We start from the raw sequence: 682 nt of genomic DNA, 5'->3' as shown, positions 1-682 counted from the left end.
CTATAAATTAGCTCACACATCAGGTCGAATTTATTGATTCCTCAATCAATAAAACGCTAACTAACAAGCCCTTGTAAATGAGAGTCATGAAATGAACAAAATATGTTCAACCCATGTAGTTCACCAAGTAAGCGCTTAGTTAATTCTGTGTGATTATTAGCAGTTTTCTGTGCTCTACCTCATTTACCGTGACTTCAAGATTCATCTTAAGTTTAGATGCGTATATACTTTATAGGTATCTCACCAAATAATATCTATAAAATACTAATAGAGCTGATCAGATATAACAGCCTTTGAGACTAAGAGAGGAAACACGTGAAGAAAATGGAAGCTCCGCACGATATGAACATTGGAGCTAAATTCAAAACAAATAGACACGGTTATGTGACAGTAGTTGAATATTATAATACTCATACTGTTATCGTTGCGTTTGAAAACACCGGAAATATTCGAGCTATCAGTGCGGCTAAATTACGTACAGGTCAACTAACTGATCGTTCGGTTGCTCCTGAGTCAATTATGATTGGCGAACAGGTTGAATCGGTTAAACACGGAATATTAACCATTACTCAAGTTGAGTCTGAAAATATTGTTGTGTTAACAAATGCTGACAATGAAGAAATTAGAATGCTATTGCCAGCAGTACAAAAAATGAAAGACAAAGTTGAAGATATTGATGAAG

General features: G+C 35.0%; 1 protein-coding gene. It reads left to right on the top strand.

What is annotated here, in order from left to right; translation table 11 throughout:
- Nucleotides 1-324 precede the first annotated feature (324 nt).
- A partial coding sequence (locus BCT81_RS22840) for a hypothetical protein (protein WP_102425956.1) occupies nt 325-682 on the top strand: 358 nt, incomplete at its 3' end.

Origin of the sequence: Vibrio sp. 10N.261.52.A1 (genome assembly GCF_002876325.1) — a bacterium.
GTDB classification, from domain to species: domain Bacteria; phylum Pseudomonadota; class Gammaproteobacteria; order Enterobacterales; family Vibrionaceae; genus Vibrio; species Vibrio chagasii.
The sequence above is the reverse complement of the archived record's forward strand: the minus strand, read 5'-3'. Positions and strand labels throughout refer to the sequence as shown.